10 protein-coding genes and 3 pseudogenes are annotated in these 16,982 nt (G+C 71.9%); 10 read left to right on the forward strand and 3 right to left on the reverse strand.

Annotation, left to right across the window (positions count from 1 at the left end; genetic code table 11):
- The first annotated feature begins 25 nt into the window (after positions 1-25).
- Together G5C51_RS06950 and G5C51_RS06955 are read left to right on the forward strand one after the other, a co-directional pair.
- Positions 26-982 (forward strand): LamG domain-containing protein, encoded by a 957-nt coding sequence (locus G5C51_RS06950; protein ID WP_165233418.1) that lies wholly within the window; start codon positions 26-28, stop codon positions 980-982.
- A gap of 50 nt (positions 983-1,032) precedes the next feature.
- Entirely contained in the window at positions 1,033-3,120 is a 2,088-nt protein-coding gene (locus tag G5C51_RS06955) for a PQQ-dependent sugar dehydrogenase (RefSeq protein ID WP_338118037.1), read from the forward strand.
- Positions 3,121-3,183: 63 nt separating this feature from the next.
- On the opposite strand, the pseudogene G5C51_RS06960 reads toward G5C51_RS06955, so the two are convergent.
- Together G5C51_RS06960 and G5C51_RS44240 are read right to left on the reverse strand one after the other, a co-directional pair.
- Positions 3,184-4,839, reverse strand: a pseudogene (locus G5C51_RS06960) (glycosyl hydrolase); the annotation flags it as partial.
- A 414-nt stretch (positions 4,840-5,253) separates the two neighbouring features.
- A pseudogene (locus G5C51_RS44240) lies at positions 5,254-5,655 on the reverse strand (discoidin domain-containing protein); the annotation flags it as partial.
- 322 nt (positions 5,656-5,977) lie between these two features.
- Between G5C51_RS44240 and G5C51_RS06965 the strand changes: the two are divergent.
- The 8 genes from G5C51_RS06965 to G5C51_RS07000 all read left to right on the forward strand — a co-directional run bounded on the left by G5C51_RS06965 (position 5,978) and on the right by G5C51_RS07000 (position 15,871).
- A complete protein-coding gene (locus G5C51_RS06965) occupies positions 5,978-9,358 on the forward strand; it encodes a CARDB domain-containing protein (protein WP_165233479.1) in 3,381 nt (1,126 codons plus the stop codon).
- A 72-nt stretch (positions 9,359-9,430) separates the two neighbouring features.
- Positions 9,431-10,126 (forward strand): hypothetical protein, encoded by a 696-nt coding sequence (locus G5C51_RS06970; RefSeq protein WP_165233424.1) that lies wholly within the window; start codon positions 9,431-9,433, stop codon positions 10,124-10,126.
- A gap of 29 nt (positions 10,127-10,155) precedes the next feature.
- Positions 10,156-11,016 (forward strand): 3-hydroxyacyl-CoA dehydrogenase family protein, encoded by an 861-nt coding sequence (locus G5C51_RS06975; protein ID WP_165233427.1) that lies wholly within the window; start codon positions 10,156-10,158, stop codon positions 11,014-11,016.
- Positions 11,017-11,091: 75 nt separating this feature from the next.
- The gene (locus G5C51_RS06980) at positions 11,092-12,282 is read left to right on the forward strand and encodes an NAD(P)/FAD-dependent oxidoreductase (protein WP_206313535.1); all 1,191 of its coding nucleotides are present in this window, start codon (positions 11,092-11,094) and stop codon (positions 12,280-12,282) included.
- Positions 12,279-12,536: a (2Fe-2S)-binding protein gene (locus G5C51_RS06985; protein WP_165233430.1), complete on the forward strand. Its 258-nt coding sequence runs from the start codon at positions 12,279-12,281 to the stop codon at positions 12,534-12,536. The genes G5C51_RS06980 and G5C51_RS06985 overlap by 4 nt, the downstream gene beginning before the upstream one ends.
- Positions 12,533-13,942 carry an FAD/NAD(P)-dependent oxidoreductase gene (locus tag G5C51_RS06990; RefSeq protein WP_338118038.1) on the forward strand — a complete coding sequence of 470 codons (1,410 nt, stop codon included), beginning with the start codon at positions 12,533-12,535 and terminating at the stop codon, positions 13,940-13,942. The genes G5C51_RS06985 and G5C51_RS06990 overlap by 4 nt, the downstream gene beginning before the upstream one ends.
- The gene (locus tag G5C51_RS06995; RefSeq protein ID WP_165233433.1) at positions 13,939-14,859 is read left to right on the forward strand and encodes a dihydrodipicolinate synthase family protein; all 921 of its coding nucleotides are present in this window, start codon (positions 13,939-13,941) and stop codon (positions 14,857-14,859) included. The genes G5C51_RS06990 and G5C51_RS06995 overlap by 4 nt, the downstream gene beginning before the upstream one ends.
- A 1-nt stretch (position 14,860) precedes the next feature.
- Positions 14,861-15,871, forward strand: a complete 1,011-nt coding sequence (locus G5C51_RS07000; RefSeq protein WP_165233488.1) for a proline racemase family protein — start codon at positions 14,861-14,863, stop codon at positions 15,869-15,871.
- On the opposite strand, the pseudogene G5C51_RS07005 reads toward G5C51_RS07000, so the two are convergent.
- A pseudogene (locus tag G5C51_RS07005) lies at positions 15,872-16,912 on the reverse strand (glycoside hydrolase family 76 protein); the annotation flags it as partial. It lies immediately after the preceding gene.
- Positions 16,913-16,982 lie beyond the last annotated feature (70 nt).

Below are 16,982 nucleotides of genomic sequence, written 5' to 3' on the forward strand. Positions count from 1 at the left end.
CCTCTTGGGACAGAGGAGAGAACGGATGCCGAAGCACACCACCGGCCTGGCCGCGGGCCTGGCACTGCTGGTCACCGCCCTGCTGGCGGGACCGGTCCAGGCGGCGGACAGCGCGGGCACGCAGCGCGTGCTGCCCGGGCTGAAGCCGGACCTCGTCGCCCACTACGACTTCGGGCATCCCGTACCGGGAGCCCCCGCCGAGGAGCAGGACCAGGGCTTCTCCGGTACGGACATCCAACTCGTCGGCGGCGGCCCGGCGATGCGCGTGCCCGACGCCGCCCACCCGGGCGCGGGGAACGCGCTGCAGACCGCCCAGATCAACCCCGGCGCCGCCGGGAACGACGACTGGAAGGCCGGTCTCTACGCCCCCGGCGGAGTGCCCACCCTGAACGCCTTCAACGCGGCCAAGGGCACCACCGTCATGGGCTGGTTCAAGATGACCGGCGACAACCCCGCCCCCGACTCCAACACCCCCGACCCCGACGACCGCTACGGCGCCATCGGCCTCACCGGCGTCCTGGCCGGCAACTCCGACGGCCACGGCGTCCGCGCGCTGCTGGAGCTGATCGAGGTCGAGGGCGAGCTCCGTGTGGTGGCCCTCGGCCGCCGCCTCGACGACGGCGCCTCGCAGACCTTCGCCGCCGCCGCCGACTGGCGCAGCGTGCTGCCGCAGGACGAGTGGGTCCACCTCGCCGCGACCTTCGACTACAGCGACGGCTCGATGGCGCTCTTCCGCAACGGCGAGCGCCTGGACGGCTTCTACGCCACGCCCGGCGACCCGTGGGAGGTCGAGGGCCCTGGCGACCACCGCGCCTCGCCCACCGACCCCGCCGGCATCAAGATCGGCGGCAGCTTCCCGCAGAACACCCGCGAGCGGAACCCCTGCAACTGCCGCATGGACGACCTGATGTTCCTGGACCGCGCCGTGTCCGCGGCCGAGGTCCGGCAGCAGCACCGGATGATGACCTCGCAGCAGCCCTGACGGCGGCCCACCCCACCCCCGTCACAGCCCTCGATGAACGGAGTGCCCTCGTGCCCTCACGCCTTGGCGGGAGACTGCGTTCTCTCGTCCTCGCGCTCGCCCTGGCCCTGCCCACGGCCCTGCTGACCGCGCCGCCGGCGCAGGCCGCGGCCGCCGACCCGATCCTGCCGAAGCCCGTCCAGTCGGGCATCGGCCTGGAGGTCGAGGAGTACGCCCAGTTCCCGAAGTCGGAGCCGACGCCCCCGCCGACCGACCCGCGGCTGATGCGGCACGCCCGTATCAACGCGCTGGACGAGCTGCCGGACGGCTCGGGCAGGCTGGCCGTGCCCGATCTGAACGGCAAGCTGTACCTGGTCAAGGACGGCAAGCCGCAACCCTACCTCGACGTCGGCGCGACCTTCGCCCCGGCGTTCTTCTCCGGGCGTGGGCTGGGCCAGGGCTTCGGATACGCGGCCTTCCACCCGGACTTCAAGCAGAACGGCATCTTCTACACGGTGCACACCGAGCTCGCCTCGAAGTCCGGCAAGCAGCCCGATCTGACGCCGCAGAAACCGGACGCCGAGTACCAGGGCATCATCACCGAGTGGACCGCGAAGGACCCCGCCGCGGACACCTTCGACGGCACCCGCCGCGAGCTGCTCAGGATCGGCTTCAACGGCCAGATCCACGGCATCCAGCAGATCGGCTTCAACCCCACCGCCAGGCCCGGCTCCGCCGACCACGGCAAGCTCTACGCGGCTGTCGGCGACGGCGGCATCGGCTACAAGAACACCGACCCGCAGAATCTCGCCCTCCCGCACGGCAAGATCCTCCGCATCGACCCGCGCGGCAGCGACAGCTCGAACGGCAAGTACGGCGTTCCGGCGGACAACCCGTTCACGCAGAAGCCCGGCGCGCTCGGCGAGATCTTCGCGTACGGGATGCGGGACCCGCACCGCTTCAGCTGGGATACGGGCGGGCAGCACCGGATGTTCCTCGGACACATCGGGCAGCACGCGGTGGAGTCGGTGTACGAGGTGCGGGCCGGGGACAACCTCGGCTGGAGCGAGCGGGAGGGCCCGTTCGTCTACGACAAGGCGCCGGCCGACCCTTGCGACACGTACAAGCCGCTGCCGGCCGACGACGAGAAGTACGGCTACACGTATCCGGTCGCCGCGTACGACCACGACCCGCCGCCCGGCTGGGACTGCAAGTCCGACATCGGCCGGGCGATCTCCGGCGGCTTCGTCTACCGCGGCGACAAGGCGCCGGAGCTGCGCGGCAAATACCTCTTCGGCGACCTCGTCGACGGCCGGGTCTTCTACACCGAGTCCGACGAGATGGACCGCGACGCCGCCCCGGAGAAGATGGCGCAGATCCACCAGCTGATGCTCTACGACAAGGCGTCCGGCAAGCGTGTCACCGCCCAGGACCTGGCCGGGGACAAGCGCGTCGACCTGCGCTTCGGCAAGGACGCCGCGGGCGAGCTCTTTCTGATCGCCAAGGCGAACGGGAAGGTATGGCGGGTCACCGGCACCCGCGAGTTCGCCGGCTGCGAGACCGGCGGCACCACGGTCACGGATGTCATGGGCGCTGGGAACTGGGCGCCGGTCACCCCGGCCAAGTGGCAGTTCCCGGGCGACGAGGCCATCCTCGCCGAAGCGGGCGCCGAGCGGCCTGGCCCGCGCCGGCCGTACGAATACGCGGTGCTGACCGCCGGGCCGCGCTTCGGCGCCATGACATGGCGGGGGCAGGTGCGGCTCGATACGCCGGTGGATGTGTCCAACCGGGATGTGGTGGTGATCTTCGGCTATCGCTCGGACACGGAGTTCTATTACGCGCATCTCTCGCAGGACAACACGATCCTGCCGCACAACGGCATCTTCAAGGTCAACAACGCCGACCGGGAGCGCATCGACCACCAGTGGACCGGCTATCACGGCGCGGACCCGGCCATCGACGATGCCGAGTGGCACGACGTGGCGGTGAAGCACTGCGCCGCCACCGGTGAGATCGGGGTGTACGTGGACGGCGCGAAGGATCCGCTGATGACGGCGACGGACACGACGTTCGGGTCCGGCCGGGTGGGCTTCGGCTCGTTCGACAACGTCGGCAGGCTGCGCGGTCTGTCGGTGACGGGGGAGCCCGCCACGAGCTGACGCACGCATGCGACAGGGCCGGTCCGGGGACAACGGACCGGCCCTGCCTCGCATCCCCCTGGCCTACTCCTGGATGATCTTGAAGGTCTCGGTCTTGTTCTCGATGTCCACGGCGTTGTCCGACAGGGTCAGCCCCTTGAAGGTGGCTTCGCCGACCGCCGGGCCCTGGCCCGCCTCGGGCATCGGGTTGGCCCAGATGCCGAAGCCCGACTTCTCGTCGAACTCGTCACCGGACTTCTTCGCCCCGGAGATCGTGACGTTCGACAGGACCGTGTCCTCCACCGGGTTCTCCGGCTGCGAGCCCGTGTACTTCGTCTGGAACATGATCCCGCTGTACGTCGGGTCCTTGATGTCGACGTTGTCCACCCGGATGGCCCGGAACGGCTTGGACGCGGAGAACATCCAGATGCCCGGGAAGGTCTGCGCACCCCAGAAGTGGCCGCCCGCCCGGTCGACGGAGATGTCCGAGAAGTTCGTCTCCCCGGGCCCGAAGCCGTTCATCGGATAGCCGAAGTCCAGCGACGAGATGGTGATGCCCGAGTAGACCAGCGTGTCGGCGATCTTGATGTTACGGAAGGTGTTGGTGTTGCCGCCGTACACCGCGAGCCCCGCCGCCCGCCAGGTGAGCTTGCTGGTCAGGTTCTCGTAGACATTGCCGGTCTGGTCGCCGCCGCCCGAGTCGGTCGCGGAGAAGAGGGCGTACGAGTCGTCGCCGGTGGCGCGGGTCTCGTTGTTGGAGACCAGGTTGTCCGAGGAGCCGTTGGTCATGTTCAGGCCGTCCGCGAAGGTGTTGCGGATGCGGTTGTCCTTGAGCGTCATCTTGTCCGTGTTGGCGCCCCAGTAGAGGCAGAGCATGTGCTCGGCCCAGATGTTCTCGATGGTGATGCCCGAGGTGTTCTGGAAGTCGAAGACCTTGCCGGGGCCGTCGATACGGGAGTTGTAGTTGCCGAAGTAGGCGAAGCCGGAGAAGACCGAGCCGTTGGCGGCCTGGTCGGCGCGGAAGCCGATGTCGGTGTTGGTCTGCCCCGAGGGCGCGTGGAAGCGGGTGAACCACGGGCCCGCGCCGATCACCTTGACCGGCTTGCCGAAGACCTGGAACTTACTGGAGGTCTCGTAGTCGCCCGGCGGCAGGTAGACGCCCTCGACGCCGGCCTCCATGCGGGCCTTGTCCAGGGCGTTCTGGACGTCCTGGTGGGTGGTGCCGGCCGGCTCGACGTACTTCGCCGGGTCCGGGTTGTCCTTGGCCGCGGCCTGCTCGAAGTCGACGAAGTCGATGGCGTACTTCGCGGCGTTGTCGCCGTCCTTCTGCAGCCGGATCTTCGCGCCCGCCGGGACGGTCTTGCCGAGGGCGACGTGCGCCTCGTCGTAGATGTGCCGGGGGTCGCCCGCGCCCGGGTCATTGCCGGGGGAGGCCTCCGCGCCGTACAGCCAGGCGTACTTGGAGGTCAGGTCGAGCGCCTTGGTCTTCTCGCCGTCCACGTAGACATTGAGGGTGGCGTCCGTGCCGTCCGGGATGGAGAACCGGGTCACCAGCGTGTTGGTCTCGACGGGAGTCGTGAACTCCACGTACTGCCCGGTCTCATTGAGCGTGACGGCCTTGCGCCCCGACGCCTCACCCGCGAGATCGCCGATCTTGCGGTTCGGGCCGACCACCTCCGCGCCGCCGCCCGGGTCGCCGGCCTCGGCCTCGACCGTCGTGTACGGCATGGTCGCACCGCGCTCCGCGGCCTTGGTGTCCGCGCTCTTCGCCGCGAGCCGCGCCCCGCTCTTCTTCGGGGTGAAGGCCGCCTCGCCGGAGCCCGCGTCCCCGGCGCGGACGGTACGGGTGACCGCGTCGCTGTCCGCGGACTGGTTGCCGGCCTTGTCCCGGGCCCGTACCGCATAGTCGACCTTCGCGGCGTCCGCGCCGGCGGCCGTGGTGTCCTTCCAGGTCCTGGTCTTCGCGGGCAGGCTGGCCCGGAGCTCGCCGTCGGCGTAGACGTCGTACCCGACGGCGCCCTCGGCGCGGTCCCAGCTGAGCGTGCGGCCCCTGAGCTCCGTGCCGCCCGGTGCCTCGGGCGGGGCGGCGTCGCCGGTGTCGGCCGCGTAGGCGGACAGCTCGCCCACCTTCTCGGCGCCGTTGACGCGCAGATAGCGCACCGGGGCGCCGTCCAGCGGGAAAGTGGCCTTGCCCTTGCGGGACTTGAGGTCCGAGAGCTCGCTGAAGTCCTCGCCGTTCGTCGAGCCCTCGAGGCGTACGGTCTGCGCCGCGCCCGGCAGCCGCACCTCGGCGCGGTCCAGGCGGCGGGTGGCGCCGAGGTCCGCGGTGACCCAGCCCTGCTTGCTGCTGCCGGTGGCGTACGTGGCGGCGTCGCCGTCGTGGGCGCGGTCCGCCCCCTCGCCGGTGATCTCCAGCTCCAGCGCGCCCGAGTCCTCGGCGCCCTGGGCCGTCATCACCTGCAGTCCGGTCAGCAGCATGCCCGCCCCGAGCGTTGCCGCCAGGGCGGGCCGCCACGCCCGGGAGCGGCGGCGATGGGAACGATATGTCGTGCGCATGACAGTCCCTTCTTCGTGGGGGTGCGGTCCGGCCGCCGGCCCATGGGGACCTGCAGTCGGACCGCTTTGTCCTGCGGTGGCGGTGCCGCGGGGATGTATACCGCCGGCCGGCAGGAGTCGAGCGGCGCCCACTCAACCACCGGCCTCATCTGGCCGCAAGATGTTGAGCATTCATTGCAAAAAATCGATTGCCAGGGTGGTTCAAAGGGGCTCAGCTGTTGACACGGCGGTCATCTGCCAGAAATATCCAGGCAGCTTCACGCAAGACGCGAATGATCGCTCCCCAACTTCAGATTGCAGCGGAGGGCTCCGCATGAGCCGCATGAGATGGAAGCAACGCATCAGATCCGGCCTGGTCGGCACCTTGCTGGCCGGCCTGGCGGCGACGGGGCTCACTCCCGGCGTCGCGCAGGCCGCGGCCGAGGATCCGAACCTGGCCCTGGGCAAGCCGGCGAGCGCCAGCGGCTCGCACCCCGGCTACCCGGCCCCCAACATCACGGACGGCAGCCAGCAGACCTACTGGGAAGGCCCGGCGGGTGAGTTCCCGCGCTGGGTGCAGACCGACCTGGGCAGCACCGCGACGGTCGACGAGGTGGTCCTCAAGCTGCCCACCACCTGGGAGGCGCGCACCCAGACCCTGAGCATCCAGGGCAGCACGGACGGCGACACGTTCACCACGCTCTCCGCCGCCGCGGCCCACGAGTTCCGCCCGGACCGCTCCGGCAGCGTCACCATCGGCTTCCCGGCCGCGAAGGCCCGCTATATACGGGTGAACATCACCAAGAACACGGGCTGGAACGCGGCGCAGCTCTCCGAGCTGGAGGTGCGCGGCGAGGGCGGCGGCCCGGGCGATCCGCCGCTGGAGGGTACGAACCTGGCCCGCGGCAAGCCGATCGAGGCCTCGTCCCACACCCAGAACTATGTGGCGGCGGGCGCCAACGACGATGACGTGAAGACCTATTGGGAAGCGGCGGGCCAGTCCGCGAGCCTCACGGTGAAGCTGGGCGCGAGCGCCAGTCTCGAGGGCGTCGTGGTCAAGCTCAACCCCGACCCGGCCTGGTCGGCGCGCACCCAGGAGTTCACGGTCCTCGGCCGCGAGTCGTCCGGCGCCGAGTTCAAGACCATCAAGGCGCGGCAGTCGTACGCCTTCAGCCCGTCCTCGAACCAGAACACCGTGTCCGTACCGGTCAGCGGCGTGTACGAGGACGTGCGGCTGCAGTTCCACGCCAACTCCGGCGCCCCGGGCGGCCAGGTCGCCGAGCTGCAGGTCATCGGCGCCGCGGCGCCCGCGCCCGACCTGACGGTGACCACGCTGGACTGGACGCCGGAGAAGCCCTCGGCGGAGGACGAGATCACGGTGAAGGCGACCGTCCGTAACTCCGGCAACGCCGCCTCGCAGGCCACCGCCATGGAGGCCAGCCTGGGCGGCACGGTCGCCGGCAGCGCCTCCGTACCCGCTCTGGCCGCCGGCGCCACCGCCGACGTCGAGGTGCGCGTCGGCAAACGACCGGCGGGCAGCTACACCGTCTCCGCGGTCGCCGACCCCAACGACACCATCGACGAATCGGACGACACCAACAACAGCCGCACTGCCGACGCCAAGCTCGTCGTGGAGCGCAGTCCCGGCCCCGACCTGGAGCCCACCGGCATCACCACCAGCCCGGAGCACCCGGCCACCGGCACCAAGGTCACCTTCAAGGTGTCCGTACGCAACAACGGCACCAGCCAGGCCGCCGCCGGCACGGTCACCCGCCTCACGGTGAACGGCAGCGCCCTCCAGGGCACCGCCCCGGCCGTCCCCGCCGGCGGGTCCGCCACCGTGGACATCACCGGCGACTGGACCGCCACCAGTGGCGGCGCCACGCTCACCGCGAACGCGGACGCGACCGGCGCGCTCGCCGAGACCGACGAGACCAACAACGTCTTCACCCGCTCCGTCGTCATCGGCCGCGGCGCCGCGGTGCCGTACACCGAGTACGAGGCCGAGGACGGCGACTACAAGGGCACGCTGCTGAAGGCCGACGCCAAGCGCGAGTTCGGGCACACCAACTTCGACACCGAGTCCTCGGGCCGCTCGTCGGTGCGGCTGAACCAGACCGGCGAATATGTGGAGTTCACCTCCAAGGCGTCGGCCAACTCCATCGTCGTCCGCAACTCCATCCCGGACGCCCCGGGCGGCGGCGGCCAGGACGCCACCATCAGCCTGTACGCGGACGGCAAGTTCGTACGGAAGCTGGACCTGTCGTCCAAGCACAGCTGGCTGTACGGCACCACCGACGACCCGGAGGGGCTGACCAACCGGCCCGGCGGCGACGCCCGCCGGCTCTTCGACGAGTCGCACGCGCTGCTCGCCCAGTCGTATCCGGCGGGCACCAAGTTCCGGCTGCAGCGGGACAGCGGCGACACGGCCGCGTTCTACGTCCTCGACCTGGTCGACCTGGAGCAGGTCGCGCCCGCCGCGGCCAAGCCGGACGGCTGCACGTCGATCACCGAGTACGGGGCGGTGCCGAACGACGGCATCGACGACACCGACGCCATCCAGCGGGCGGTGACCGCCGACCAGAACGGCGACATCGGCTGTGTCTGGATCCCGGCGGGTCAGTGGCGGCAGGAGAGGAAGATCCTCACCCAGGACCCGAAGTACCCGGCCAACCCGTACAACCAGGTCGGCATCCGCAATGTCACCGTCAAGGGCGCCGGGATGTGGCACTCCCAGCTCTACACCCTCACCGAGCCGCAGAACGCGGGCACCATCAACCACCCGCACGAGGGCAACTTCGGCTTCGACATCGACGACAACACCCAGATCTCCGACATCGCCATCTTCGGCTCCGGCCGGATCCGCGGCGGCGACGGCAACGCGGAGGGCGGCGTCGGCCTCAGCGGCCGGTTCGGCAAGGACACCAAGATCAAGAATGTCTGGATCGAGCACGCCAACGTCGGCGCCTGGGTCGGCCGCGACTACGGCAACATCCCGGCGCTGTGGGGCCCGGGCGAGAACCTGGAGTTCAGCGGCATGCGCATCCGCAACACATACGCGGACGGCGTGAACTTCACCAACGGCACCCACCACTCGACGGTCTACAACTCGTCGTTCCGCAACACGGGCGACGACGCCCTCGCCGTATGGGCGAGCAAGCACGTCAAGGACACGTCGACGGACATCGGCCGTAACAACAGCTTCAAGAACAACACCGTCCAGCTGCCGTGGCGGGCGAACGGCATCGCGATCTACGGAGGCAAGGACAACTCGATCGAGAACAACCTGATCTCCGACACGATGACCTACCCCGGCATCATGCTGGCCACGGACCACGACCCGGTCCCGTTCTCCGGCCAGACGCTGATCTCGGGCAACGGTCTCTACCGGACCGGCGGCGCCTTCTGGGGTGAGGCGCAGGAGTTCGGCGCCATCACGCTCTTCCCGCAGGGCCCGGACATCCCGGGCGTCACGATCAAGGACACCGAGATCCACGACTCGACGTACGACGGCATCCAGTTCAAGAACGGAGGCGGCGCGGTGCCGGGCGCCAAGATCGAGAACGTCCGCATCGACAAGTGCAACAACGGCGGCGCGGGCATTCTCGCCATGGGCGGCGCCCGCGGCAGCGCCACGCTGTCGAACGTGGACATCACCAACTGCGAGGACGCCGACGGCGTCGTCGTCGAACCCGGTTCGGGCTTCGTGATCAACCGCTCGTAGCGGAGTGACACCCGCCCCCGCCCGGCGCCTCCCACGAGGCGCCGGGCGGGCGCGTACCGCAGACTTGGCGCCATGCATTCCTACGGGCGCCTGCAGGTGCGAACCGACGACCTCAGCCCGGCCAGGTGGCTGATCCGGAGCAGGACGGAGGACGGGTTCGGCACCGTAGCGGGCGTGAGCGCGCCCGGCTTCGACGCCTACGCGCGCGTGCTGCACCCGGCCGCGCTGGACGAGCGGCCGGTGCCGTGGGCGGAGGTGGCGGCCGCGTACGGCAAACCGCTGACGGCCCTCAGTAACTGGCACGAGCTGATCGGCATGGGCCGCGACTACGTCAACGCCCAGCAGTACGGCCTGCCCGGCGTCTGGGACGAGCATCCGGTGGAGGGCCCCACGCCGCCCGCGCTCGCGCGGCAGCTGATGCCGGTACTGGCCCGGCACACCGCTGCCGCCGACCGCTGCTGGTTCGGGGTGTGGCACGGCTACGGCACCTGGGACTTCACCGGCGTGCCCGTCTTCAAGACCCCCGGCCGGGACGAGGTGCTGCTGTCCGGCCCGCTCGCCGACGCCGACTCGCCGGAGGCGCTGCACGCCTCCGGCTGGGTGGAGCTGCCCGATCTGTGGTGGCCGGACGACCGCGCCTGGTGCCTCGGCGGCGATGTGGATCTCGTCAGCACCTATATCGGCGGCACCGAGGCGCTGATTGCCGACCTGCTGGAGACTCGCGGCCTGGAGGCCTTTAAGGTGTGCGCCGACGACCGCGTCGGCTGACAGTCTCCGCAGAAGGGCTGGACCCACCTATGAGCACCCCCAGCGCACCCGCCATCGTCGGTGTGATCGGTGGCGGCCGGATGGGCGCCGGCATCGTGCAGTCCTTCGCCGCCGCCGGATCGCGGGTCACCGTCGTGGAGAGCGACAAGGACGCCGCGGCGGCCGCGGTCGAGCGGGTCGCCACCGGCCTTTCGCGAGCCCGGGAGCGGGGGAATCTCGCGGAGCCGGCCGAGGACATCCTCGCCCGCATCGACACCGTCGACTCCCCGCAGGGCCTGCCCACCGACGCCGACCTGGTCGTCGAGGCCGTGCCCGAGGACGCCGCGCTCAAGGCCCGGGTGCTCGCCGCGGCGGAGGCGGCCGTCGGCGACGCGACCGTGCTCGCCACCAACACCAGCTCCCTGTCCGTCAGCGACCTCGCCGCCGCACTGCGCCGGCCCGCCCGCTTCGTCGGCATGCACTTCTTCAATCCGGTCCCGGTCTCCGAGCTCGTCGAGATCGTCGTCGCGCCGGAGACCGCCGACGAGACCGTACGGGCCGCGCTGGACTACACCCACGCGCTCGGCAAGAAGGACGTCGTCGTCAAGGACTCCCCGGGCTTCGCCAGCAGCCGGCTCGGCGTCGCGCTCGGACTCGAGGCCATCCGCATGGTCGAGGAGGGCGTCGCCGAGGCCGAGGCGATCGACGACGCCATGCGGCTCGGGTACAAGCACCCCATGGGCCCGCTGCGCCTGACCGACCTCGTCGGGCTCGATGTGCGCCTCGCCATCGCCGAGCATCTGCGGGTCACGCTCGGCGAACGCTTCGCCCCGCCGCAGCTGCTGCGCGACAAGGTGGCCAGGGGAGAGCTGGGGCGGAAGAGCGGGCAGGGGTTCTACGCCTGGGAGTGAGCGCGCGCGACCGTTGACGCGGGCGTGAGCGGCCTCTTACGTTCAACATCATTCCGTGCGGTGAACGGAGGGGTGTTGAAGGCAGCTTCGGACGTCGTGGTCGTCGGGGCGGGCGTCATCGGCGCCGCCTGCGCCGAGGCGCTCACGGCCGCCGGCGTCTCCGTCACCGTCCTCGACCGCGGCGCCCCCGCGAGCGGCACCACGGCCGCGGGCGAGGGCAACGTCCTCGTATCCGACAAGGCTCCAGGACCCGAACTGCGGCTCGCCCAGGCCTCCCGCCGCCGCTGGCCCGAGCTGCTCGACGCGCTGCGCGCGGAGCTCGGCCCGCGCCGCGCCGAGGCGGAGTGGGAGCCGAAGGGCGGCCTCGTGGTCGTCACCGGCGTGGACGGGATACGTCCGCTCCGGGAGTTCGCCGCCGCCCAGCGCGCCGCCGGCGTCACCGCCCGCGAACTCGGCCCGGCCGCGGCCGCCGAGCTCGAGCCGCACCTCACCAAGGACGTCGCCGGCGCGGTCCACTACCCCGAGGACGCCCAGCTGCAGCCCGTGCTCGCCGCGACCACGCTGCTGGCGGCGGTACGGGCCCGTGGTGGGCAAGTGCGGGCCGGTGTCACCGCCCTAGGTGTGACGAGAGGGACCAGTGGCGCCGTCACCGGCGTCCGCACCGACCGCGGCACCCTGCCCTGCGCCGCCGTCGTCAACGCCTGCGGCCCCTGGTCCGGCGACTTCGCCAGGCGCGCCGGCGCGCCCGTCGCCGTGCAGCCGCGCCGGGGCATGGTGCTGGTCACCGGCCCGCTGCCGGCCGGGACCGTACGGCACAAGGTCTACGACGGCGACTACGTCGGCGCGGTCGCCGGCGGCGGCGCGGGCCTGCAGACCTCCGCCGTCGTGGAGTCGACCCGGGCGGGCACCGTGCTCATCGGCTCCAGCCGGGAGCGGGTCGGCTTCGACGAGGCGCTGCGCGTCCGCGTGCTGCGCGAGCTGGCGCGCAAAGCCGCCGCGCTGTTCCCGGTGTTGACGCACGTCCCCGTGATGCGCGCCTACGGCGGCTTCCGGCCGTACGCGCCCGACCACCTCCCGGTGATCGGCGCCGATCCGCGGCTGCCAGGACTGTGGCACGCAACGGGCCACGAGGGCGCCGGAATCGGGCTCGCCGCGGCCACCGGGCGGCTGCTCGCCGACCTGTACACCGGCCGGGCCCGCGAGGTCGATCCGGAGCCGTTCCGGGTGGACCGGCCCGGCATCGTTCCCGGGGAGGCGGCCGCGTGAGGGTGCGGATCGACGGCGTCGCCGTGCTGGCGGAGCCGGGGCGGACGGTGGCCGGGCTGCTGCTGGCGCAGGGGCGCAATGCGTGGCGTACGACGCGCGAGGGCGGGCGTCCGCGCGGGGTGTTCTGCGGGATCGGGGTCTGTTACGACTGCCTCGTGGTGGTCAACGGCGTCCCCGATGTCCGCGCCTGCCAGCGGCTGGTGTGCGACGGCGACGACATCCGTACCCAGCACGGGGCGGAGCTGCCGTCGTGAGCCCGGCCGGCGCGCACCCCGTCGTCGTGGTCGGCGGCGGGCCCGCCGGCATGGCGGCGGCGCGGGCCGCGGCCGCGGCGGGTGCGGCCGTGCTGCTGGTCGACTCCGGAGCGGCCCTCGGCGGTCAGTACCACCGACAGAACTCCCTCCACGGCGGCCGGGAGTTCACGCTCCCGGCCGGCGTCGAGCACCTGGCCGAGTCCCAGGTGTGGGCGCTCGAGCCGGTGCCGGGCGGCCACCGGCTGCACATCCGCACCGGCCCCGCCGACAGCCCGGAGCGCGCGGGCCGCACCGTCGACACAGCGGCCCTGGTGCTGGCCACCGGGGCCTACGACCGGGCGCTGCCGTTCCCCGGCTGGGACCTGCCCGGCGTCTTCACCGCGGGGGCCGCGCAGGCGCTCGCCAAGGGGCAGGGCGTGGCGGTGGGGGAGCGGGTGGTGCTGGCCGGGACCGGGCCGTTCCTGCTGCCCGTGGCCGAGTCGCTGATCGCGGTCGGCTCCCGGGTCGCCGCCATCCTGGAGGCAGGGGACCCGGTGACCGGCTGGCTCGCGGCGCCGGGCGGCGTCGTCGCCGGCCGCCGACGGCTCGCCGAACTGGCCCGCTATACCGCGCTGCTCGCCCGCCGGCGCATTCCGTACCACCACCGCAGCACGGTCATCGAGACGCACGGCACCGGCCGGGTCGAGGCGGTGACCGTCGCGCGGCTCGACGCGCGCTGGCGCGTGCTGCCCGGCAGCGAGCGGCGGGTGGCTGCCGACGCGGTCTGCGTGGGCTTCGGCTTCACCCCGCAGCTCGAACTCGCGGTCGCGGCCCGGTGCGCGCTCGCCGGGGGCTTCGTCGCCGTCGACATCGCCCAGGCCACATCCGTTCCCGGCGTGTACGCCGCCGGCGAGCTCACCGGCATCGGAGGCGCGGAACTCGCCGCCGCCGAGGGCGAGCTCGCGGGTGCTGCGGCCGCCGCCCGACTGCTCGGCGCGCGCCTCCCGGCGCCGGTCCGGGCGCTGCGGCGGGTGCGCGAGGGGCGGCGGTTCGCGGCGGCGCTCGAGCGGGCGTATCCCGTACGGGACGGCTGGCGGACCTGGCCGCGCGACGACACCGTCGTGTGCCGCTGCGAGGAGGTCACCTGCGGCGAGCTGCGCCGCGCGGTCGCCGAGCGGGACGCGGTCGGCGTGCGCTCGGTGAAGCTCGTCAGCCGGGCCGGGCTCGGGCTCTGCCAGGGCCGCGTATGCGGCCGCGCCGTGGCCGAACTCGCAGGCCTGGACGACCCGGGAGCGGCATTCGCCCGCCGCCCGATCGCCGCCCCCGTACGCCTCGGCGAACTGGCCGAAGCGCCACCGGACGAGCCCGCCGAGCCCTCGCCCGGTCCGCAGCAACACCCCACCCGTCTCGAGAGGGAGCAGCCATGACGCACCAGAAGCCCGAGGTGCTCGACGGAGTCGTAGTCGCCACCGCGCTGCCCTACGCGGAGGACCCGGCCGCGCCCGCCGGGCTGCGCGTCGACCTCGACCGCTATGCCGAGCACTGCCGCTGGCTGATCGACAACGGCTGCCGCGGCGTCGGCCCCAACGGCTCGCTCGGCGAGTACTCCTCCCTCACCGACGACGAGCGCCGGACCGTGGCCCGTACCGCGATCGAGGCGGTCGGGGACGACGGGATCGTCGTCGTCGGCGTGCACGGCGTCGGGGCGCACCAGGCCCGCGCCTGGGCGGAACGGGCGGCGGAGGACGGCGCGGACGGCGTGCTGTGCCTGCCGCCGACGATGTACCGGGCCAACGCCGCCGAAGTGGTGCACCACTTCGAGCAGGTGGCGGCCGCGGGGCTGCCGGTGATGGCGTACAACAACCCGCTCGACACGAAGGTCGACCTGACGCCTGAACTGCTCGACGAGATCGCGGAGATCGACAACATCGTGGCGGTGAAGGAGTTCTCCGGGGATGTCCGCCGGGTGACCGAGATACGGGAGCGGGCCCCCGGGCTGACCATCGTCGCCGGCGCCGACGACGTCGTGCTGGAGTCGCTGCTGATGGGCGCCATGGGCTGGTTCGCCGGCTTCCCGAACGTCTTCCCCGCCGCCTCGGTCCGCCTCTTCGAGTTGGCGCGCGCCGGGAAGGTGGACGAGGCGCGGGCCCTGTACGAGCCGCTGGTCGCGGCCTTCCGCTGGGACTCGCGCACCGAGTTCGTGCAGGCGATCAAGCGCGGCATGGACGCCGTCGGCCGCTACGGCGGGCCCTGCCGCCCGCCGCGCGGCCCGCTCGGCAGCGAGCAGCTCGCCGCCCTGGACGCCGACCTGCGCCGGGCCGTCGACCACCTGGCGGGTGCCTGAGATGCGCGCCTCCCGCTACTTCTCCGCGGTCGACTCGCACACCGAGGGCATGCCGACCCGCGTCATCACCGGCGGCATCGGCACCGTCCCCGGGGCGACGATGGCCGAGCGGCGCACCTACTTCGCCGAACACCTCGACCACATCCGGCAGTTCCTGGTCAACGAACCGCGCGGCCACCCCGCCATGAGCGGCGCGATCCTGCAGCCGCCGACCCGTGCCGACGCCGACTACGGCGTGCTGTTCATCGAGGTCTCCGGGCTGCTGCCGATGTGCGGACACGGCACCATCGGGGTCGCCACCGTGCTGGTGGAGACCGGCATGGTCGAGGTGCGCGAGCCGGTCACCGAGGTCCGCCTCGACACCCCGGCCGGGCTGGTGACCGCCGAGGTCGCGGTGGCGGACGGCCGCGCGCGGACGGTGACGATCCGCAATGTGCCGTCCTTCGCGCTCGAGCTCGACGCCAAGGTGGACGTCCCCGGCATCGGCACGGTCACGTACGACATGGCCTATGGCGGCAACTTCTACGCCATCCTGCCGATCGCAGACCTCGGCATCCCCTTCGACCGTACGGACAAGGCGGCCAAGGAACGGATGATCGGCGAGGGCCTCGCCATCATGGCGGCGATCAACGAGCAGCGCCGCCCGGTGCACCCGGCAGACCCCGGCATCGCCGGCTGCAAGCACGTCCAGCTGACCGCCCCGGGCACGGACGGCAGCGACGCCCGCAACGCGATGGTCATCCACCCCGGCTGGTTCGACCGCTCGCCCTGCGGCACCGGCACCTCCGCCCGGCTGGCGCAGCTGCACGCGCGCGGCGAACTGGCCCTCGACACGGACTTCGTGCACGAGTCACTGCTGGGGACCCGCTTCACGGGACGACTGGTCGCGGAGACGACGGTCGGCGGCGTCCCGGCCCAGGTGCCGACCGTGACCGGCAGCGCCTGGATCACCGGGATGGGGCAGTACCTGCTGGACCCCGCGGACCCGTTCCCGAGTGGGTTCACCCTGTAGTCACTGCGCCGCGTTCATCAGGTCCAGCGCGCTCTGCTGCCGGGCCGCGTCCGTGCGGTCCAGCGGGCCGTACCAGCGCAGGCCGTAGCGGTCGTTCGCGTCGCGGTCGTCGGCGTAGGCGCGGTCCGCCTGGCGGCGGAGGTAGTCCGTGTACGGGTGGTCCGGCAGCGCCGCGTTGAGCTTCGCCAGGCCGCGGACGTGGGCGCCCTTGAACGACGGGCCGTCGGCGCCGCAGTCGCCGTCCTCGCACGGCTCGCGCAGGATGCCGTCGGCCGTGTGCAGGCCGGGGGCGGTCGTCGCGGCGTCGGCGATCTCGCGGGCGGTGGCCAGCTGGGCGTCGTCGCCGGTGGCGCGGTGCAGTTCGGTGAGGGCGCCGAGGAGCATGCCCTGGTTGTACGTCCAGGCCGTGTCGCCGTTGTTGCGGCAGGTGGACAGGTCGATGCCGTCGTTGACCAGGTGATCGCTGTTGATCATGCCGGTGCCCTGGAACCATGACCAGCCGTCCCGCGCCCGCCCGAGATACGTCTCGTCGCCCTCGATGCGGTTGTGCAGTGCCGCGTTGAGCTGGATGTAGAGCGAGTTGGGGATGGCGTTCTTGTACGTCTTCTCCGTGCTCCACCACACCCCGCCGCCGCACGTGTCGTCCCAGTAGGCCGCCATGTGGTCGGCGTCCGCGCGGGCCGTGTCCAGGTAGCGCCGGTCGCCGGTCAGGTCGTACGCGGCGATCCAGGCCAGGCCCCACCAGCCGGTGTCGTCGAGGTACTCGTTGCGGAACTGGCCGTCCTTGGCGTCGAGTTGCTTCTCGTGCGTGGTGGCGATGGCGTGCCGGTGGTCGTCCTTGCCCGTGGTGCGGATGGTGTCGATCACCGCGGTGAGGGCATTGGCGGAGTTCCACCAGCCGGTGGTGGTGAAGAGGCCGGTGTCGTTGTCGTAGAACGACATCTGGGCGGTGGCGGCGGCCTCGCTGCGCTCCGGGGCCGCCGCGTGCGGGACGGCCTGCGACGTCGCCGCGGGGACGGCCAGTTGGCAGGCCGCGAGCGCGGCGGCCGCAAGGAGAATCCGGAAACACCTCATGCTGACAACGTTGCCTACGTGTCATGTAGGCGTCAAT

This window comes from Streptomyces coryli, assembly GCF_011044975.1.
Lineage (GTDB): Bacteria > Actinomycetota > Actinomycetes > Streptomycetales > Streptomycetaceae > Streptomyces > Streptomyces coryli.

What these genes read in the sequence shown, in the direction of transcription:
- G5C51_RS06995 (WP_165233433.1), top strand. Translation starts at nt 13,939, where the DNA reads ATGACGCACCAGAAGCCCGAGGTGCTCGACGGAGTCGTAGTCGCCACC.
- G5C51_RS06950 (WP_165233418.1), top strand. Translation starts at nt 26, where the DNA reads ATGCCGAAGCACACCACCGGCCTGGCCGCGGGCCTGGCACTGCTGGTC.
- G5C51_RS07000 (WP_165233488.1), top strand. Translation starts at nt 14,861, where the DNA reads ATGCGCGCCTCCCGCTACTTCTCCGCGGTCGACTCGCACACCGAGGGC.
- G5C51_RS06975 (WP_165233427.1), top strand. Translation starts at nt 10,156, where the DNA reads ATGAGCACCCCCAGCGCACCCGCCATCGTCGGTGTGATCGGTGGCGGC.
- G5C51_RS06965 (WP_165233479.1), top strand. Translation starts at nt 5,978, where the DNA reads ATGAGATGGAAGCAACGCATCAGATCCGGCCTGGTCGGCACCTTGCTG.
- G5C51_RS06970 (WP_165233424.1), top strand. Translation starts at nt 9,431, where the DNA reads ATGCATTCCTACGGGCGCCTGCAGGTGCGAACCGACGACCTCAGCCCG.